Source organism: Streptomyces sp. B1866 (genome assembly GCF_031932565.1).
In the GTDB taxonomy this organism is placed as follows: Bacteria; Actinomycetota; Actinomycetes; order Streptomycetales; family Streptomycetaceae; genus Streptomyces.
The window spans coordinates 1-4,766 of sequence record NZ_JAVSCF010000362.1 but is presented as its reverse complement, the minus strand read 5'-3'; the positions used below and the strand labels follow the sequence as shown (position 1 = coordinate 4,766).

At 73.9% G+C, this 4,766-nt stretch carries 5 protein-coding genes; 2 read left to right on the top strand and 3 right to left on the bottom strand.

Translation table 11 applies throughout. The features are described 5' to 3' along the window. Positions 1-1,102, top strand: a 1,102-nt coding sequence (locus RKE29_RS27990) for a site-specific integrase (RefSeq protein WP_312008479.1), incomplete at its 5' end; no start/stop codon positions are given. Between the two features lie 59 nt (positions 1,103-1,161). On the opposite strand, the gene RKE29_RS27985 is transcribed toward RKE29_RS27990, so the two are convergent. The 3 genes from RKE29_RS27985 to mshA are packed head-to-tail and all read right to left on the bottom strand — an operon-like array spanning position 1,162 to position 3,793. Beyond that, the gene (locus tag RKE29_RS27985; RefSeq protein WP_312008478.1) at positions 1,162-1,920 is read right to left on the bottom strand and encodes a phosphoglyceromutase; all 759 of its coding nucleotides are present in this window, start codon (positions 1,918-1,920) and stop codon (positions 1,162-1,164) included. A gap of 21 nt (positions 1,921-1,941) precedes the next feature. Further along, positions 1,942-2,481 (bottom strand): YbjN domain-containing protein, encoded by a 540-nt coding sequence (locus tag RKE29_RS27980; RefSeq protein ID WP_312008477.1) that lies wholly within the window; start codon positions 2,479-2,481, stop codon positions 1,942-1,944. Then, the gene (mshA, locus tag RKE29_RS27975) at positions 2,468-3,793 is read right to left on the bottom strand and encodes a D-inositol-3-phosphate glycosyltransferase (RefSeq protein ID WP_312008476.1); all 1,326 of its coding nucleotides are present in this window, start codon (positions 3,791-3,793) and stop codon (positions 2,468-2,470) included. Before mshA ends, RKE29_RS27980 begins: the two co-directional genes overlap by 14 nt. A 310-nt stretch (positions 3,794-4,103) precedes the next feature. Between mshA and RKE29_RS27970 the strand changes: the two genes are divergently transcribed. Next, the coding region (locus RKE29_RS27970) for a class I SAM-dependent methyltransferase (RefSeq protein ID WP_312008475.1) at positions 4,104-4,766 on the top strand (663 nt) is incomplete at its 3' end.

Below are 4,766 nucleotides of genomic sequence, written 5' to 3'. Positions count from 1 at the left end.
ACAGCGCCGCCTCGCCGAGCAGTGGCTTGCCCAGACCAGGGCCGACATGGAACGCGGCCAGTACGTCGACCCGACCGCCGCCCGGACCACCTTCCGGCAGTACGCGGAAAAGTGGGTGGCCACTGCGGCGAACGACCCGAACACCGAGGCGTCCATGTCGTCGCAGCTTCGGCTGCACGCGTTCCCCTACATCGGCTCGCGCCCGCTCGCGTCGTTCCAGCCGGAGCACATCCGGGAGTGGCTGCGCCAGATGGGGGAGAGCGGTGTTCGCGGTCCGTACGCCAGGGTGATCTACTCCAACGTCCGTGCGGTCTTGAGCGCCGCCGTGGACGACGGTTACCTCTCCCGGAACCCGTGTGCGGCACGGACCGTGAAAGCTCCGGTGGTGGACCGCAAGCGCGTCGTGCCATGGTCGCCCGAAAGGACGTTCGCGGTGCGGGCCGCGATGCCCGAGCGCTACCGGGCCATGGTCGACATCGGGGCAGGCTGCGGACTGCGCCAGGGGGAGATCCTGGGCATAGCCGTTGACTCGGTCGACTTCGAGTCGGAGACCGTACACGTCGTCCAACAGCTCAAGCTCAGCCGAAGCAGGCCCGTCTTCGCCCCGCCCAAAGGCGGCAAGCTGAGGGACACCCCGCTCCCGGGGCCCGTCGCCGACGCGCTGAGGGACCACATGAAGCGGTTCCCGCCCGTCGACATCACCCTGCCGTGGAAGACAGCGGACGGACCGCTGGTCACCAGGCGGTTGGTCTTCACGGCGCCGCTGGGTGGGCACGTCTGGCGCACGTCGCTCAACGAAGAGGCGTGGAAGCCCGCTCTGGCCGCCGCAGGTGTCATCCCGATACCCGAGCCCGGTGAGTCCTACGCGGCGGCGCGAGAGCACGGCATGCACGCGCTCAGGCACTTCTACGCCTCGGTGCTGCTGGACGCCGGGGAGAACATCAAGGCGCTGGCCGAGTACCTGGGGCACTCGGACCCTGGGCTCACGCTGAAGGTCTACGCGCACCTGATGCCCGCGAGCCAGGGGCGCACCCGCCGGGCCGTGGCGGCCGTCTACGACAAGATCATTCCGGACTCTGACGGCCCACAGACGGCCCAGTGATCGCTAACGGCCCGCCACTGGCGCGTTTGTGCAGGTGGCGGGCCTGTCCGGGGGCGGATCTACTTCTTGCCCTGGTTCTTCACGGCCTCGATCGCCGCCTTCGCCGCCTCCGGGTCGAGGTACGTGCCGCCCGGCACCACCGGCCGGAAGTCGGCGTCCAGCTCGTAGGACAGCGGGATGCCGGTGGGGATGTTCAGGCCCGCGATGTCGGCGTCGGAGATGCCGTCGAGGTGCTTGACCAGCGCGCGCAGCGAGTTGCCGTGGGCGGCGACCAGCACCGTGCGGCCCGTCAGCAGGTCCGGCACGATGGCGTCGTACCAGTACGGCAGCATGCGCTCGACGACGTCCTTCAGGCACTCGGTGCGCGGGCGCAGCTCCGGCGGGATGGTCGCGTAGCGCGGGTCGTCGCTCTGCGACCAGTCGGCGCCGTCCGCCAGCTCCGGCGGCGGGGTGTCGTACGAGCGGCGCCACAGCTGGAACTGCTCCTCGCCGAACTCGGCGAGCGTCTGCGCCTTGTCCTTGCCCTGGAGGGCGCCGTAGTGCCGCTCGTTGAGCCGCCAGGAGCGGTGGACCGGGATCCAGTGGCGGTCGGCGCCGTCGAGGGCGATCTGCGCGGTGCGGATCGCGCGGCGCAGCAGCGAGGTGTGCACCACGTCGGGCAGCAGGCCGGCGTCCCGCAGCAGCTCGCCGCCGCGGACCGCCTCCTTCTCGCCCTTGTCGTTGAGGTTGACGTCCACCCACCCGGTGAACAGGTTCTTCGCGTTCCACTCGCTCTCGCCGTGGCGGAGGAGGATCAGCTTGTACGGTGCGTCGGCCATACGCGCGAGACTACGCGGTCCTCAACGGGCGTCGCGGGTGAGGTGGCTGAATGCCTCCAGGTTGCGCGTGGACTCGCCGCGTGAGGTGCGCCACGCGTACTCGCGGCGGATGGCGGAGGCGAAGCCCAGCTCCAGCAGCGTGTTGAAGCTGCCGTCGGCGTTCTCCAGCACGGTGCCCAGCAGCCGGTCCAGCTCGTCGGGGGTGACGGCGGCCAGCGGCAGGCGGCCCACCAGGTAGACGTCGCCGAACGAGTCCAGCGCGTAGCCCATCCCGTACAGGCGGGTGTTGCGCTCCAGCAGCCAGCGGTGGAACGCCTCGTGGTTCTCGTCCGGATGCCGGATGACGAAGGCGTTGACCGACAGCGAGTGGCGGCCCACGCGCAGCGAGCAGGTCGTGGACAGCTTGCGGGTGCCGGGCAGGGTGACGACGTACGTGCCGGGCGCCGGGCTCTCCCAGGCCAGCTCGGCGTCCGCGAGGGTCTGCTCGATGACGGCCGCGGCGGCGGCCTCGGGGGTCTGGGGCGTCCCGGACTTCCCAGCGGATGACTCAGCAGTAGCCATGACGTGATCGTAGGCGACGGCGTTCGCCGAGCGCCGCCGTGTACACCTCGGCGGTGGTCTGCGCGGCCGTGCCCCAGCCGAAGGACGCGGCGTGCCGGGCGGCGGCCGCGCCCATCCGGTCGGCCAGGCCCGGGTCCTCGGCGAAGCGGCGCAGCACGCGCGCGTAGTCGGCCGGGTCGTGGCCGCGCACCAGGAAGCCGCTCACCCCGTCCCGTACCGCCACCGGCAGCCCGCCGACCGACGCGGCGACGACCGGCGTGCCGCACGCCTGCGCCTCGACGGCCACCAGGCCGAAGGACTCGCTGTAGGACGGCATGACCAGCGTGGTCGCCGCCCGGTACCAGTCCGCCAGCTCCTCCTGCGCGCACGGCGGCTGGAAGCGGACCACGTCGCACAGGCCGAGCCGGGCCGCGAGCTTGTGCAGCCGCTCCGGCTTGGCCAGGCCCGTGCCGCTCGGCCCGCCGACCACGGGCACCACGATCCGCTCGCGCAGCGCGGGCGCGGCGGCCAGCAGCTCGGCGACCGCGCGCAGCAGGATGTCGGGCGCCTTCAGCGGCTGGATGCGGCCCGCGAACAGCGGCACGAACGCGTCGCGCGGCAGCCCGAGCCGCTCGCGCGCGGCGGCCCGGCCGGGCTCGGGCCGGAAGCGGTCCAGGTTGACCCCGGGGTGCACGACGGCGACGAGGTCGCCGGACGCGCCGTAGTGGCGTTCGAGCTGGCGGGCCTCGTCGGCGGTGTTCGCGATGAGCCGGTCGGCGGCCCGTACGATCCGCTGCTCGCCGAGCACGCGCGCGGCGGGCTCGGGCCGGTCGCCGTCGGCGAGAGCGGCGTTCTTGACCTTGGCCATGGTGTGCATGGCGTGCACCAGCGGCACCTTCCACCGCGCGGCCGCCAGCCAGCCGACGTGCCCCGACAGCCAGTAGTGCGAGTGCACCAGGTCGTAGTGGCCGGGCCGGTGGCCCGCCCACGCGCGCATCAGCCCGTGCGTGAAGGCGCACAGCTGCGCGGGCAGGTCCTCCTTGGCCAGCCCGCCGTACGGGCCCGCCGTCACGTGCCGTACGAGCACACCGGGCGCCAGCTCGACCTGCGGGGGCAGGTCGGCGGCGGTGGCCCGGGTGAAGATCTCCACCTCGATGCCGAGGTCGGCCAGCCGCTGGGCCAGCTCCACGACGTACACGTTCATGCCGCCCGCGTCGCCGGTGCCCGGCTGGTGCAGGGGCGAGGTGTGCACGCTGAGCATCGCGACGCGGCGCGGGCGGCGCGCGGGCCGTACGGCGCGCCGCAGGCGCGGCGGGATCGGGTGCTGGCTCACCGCGCGCCGACCTCCTCGGGGGCTTGGGGGTGCCTTGGGGTGGTGCTTACGGGGTCTGCCGACTTCCCCCGGTTGTCAACGGGAACCCGTGGCGAGCCATTTCCGTGTTGCCGAAGTGTGACGTGGTTCTCCCGGGGGCCGGGCTCGGGGCCGGGGCGGGACAGGTGCCCGGGGACCCGGACGGGACGGGCCCGGGGACCCGGACGGGACGGGGCCCGCCGGCCCGGGCGGGACGGGACTCGGGACCCGGACGGGGGCCGGTGCCCGGGGGCTCCCGGGGCGCCGTCCCCCGGCCCTACAGTTCCGTTCCATGGTGCGCCTCGCTTCGCCGACCCGGCCCGTCGGCTCGGTCACGCGCGGGACGACCCGCCCGAACCGCCTGCGCCGCATGGACCGCTGGATAGCCGCCACGCACGGCCCCGCCCTGCGGCGCGCCGACGCGCCCATAGCGGTGGACCTGGGCTTCGGCGCCGCGCCCTGGACGGCGGTGGAACTGCTGACCCGGCTGCGGACGGTCCGGCCCGACATACGGGTCGTCGGCGTCGAAATCGATCCCGCGCGGGTGGCCGCCGCCCGCCCGTACGCCCGCGCGGGCCTGGCCTTCGCCCACGGCGGTTTCGAGGTCCCGCTGCCCGGCGGCCCCGGCCCGGCCCGCCCGGCCCTGATACGGGCGGCGAACGTGCTGCGCCAGTACGACGAGGCCGAGGTGGCGGCGGCCTGGCGGCGCCTGTGCGGGCGGCTCGCGCCGGGCGGCCTGCTGGTGGAGGGCACGTGCGACGAGGCCGGGCGGCGGCACGTATGGGTGGCCCTCGGCCCGCACGGCCCCCGTACGGTCACCTTCGCCGCCCGCCTGGCGTCCCTCGGCCGCCCCTCGGACCTGGCCGAGCGCCTGCCAAAGGCCCTGATACACCGCAACGTCCCCGGCGAACCGGTGCACGCCTTCCTCCGCGCCTTCGACCACGCCTGGGCGGCG

Excerpts from the sequence above, each read along its gene's own strand:
- RKE29_RS27985 (WP_312008478.1), bottom strand. The coding sequence starts at position 1,920 with ATGGCCGACGCACCGTACAAGCTGATCCTCCTCCGCCACGGCGAGAGC.
- RKE29_RS27980 (WP_312008477.1), bottom strand. The coding sequence starts at position 2,481 with ATGGCTACTGCTGAGTCATCCGCTGGGAAGTCCGGGACGCCCCAGACC.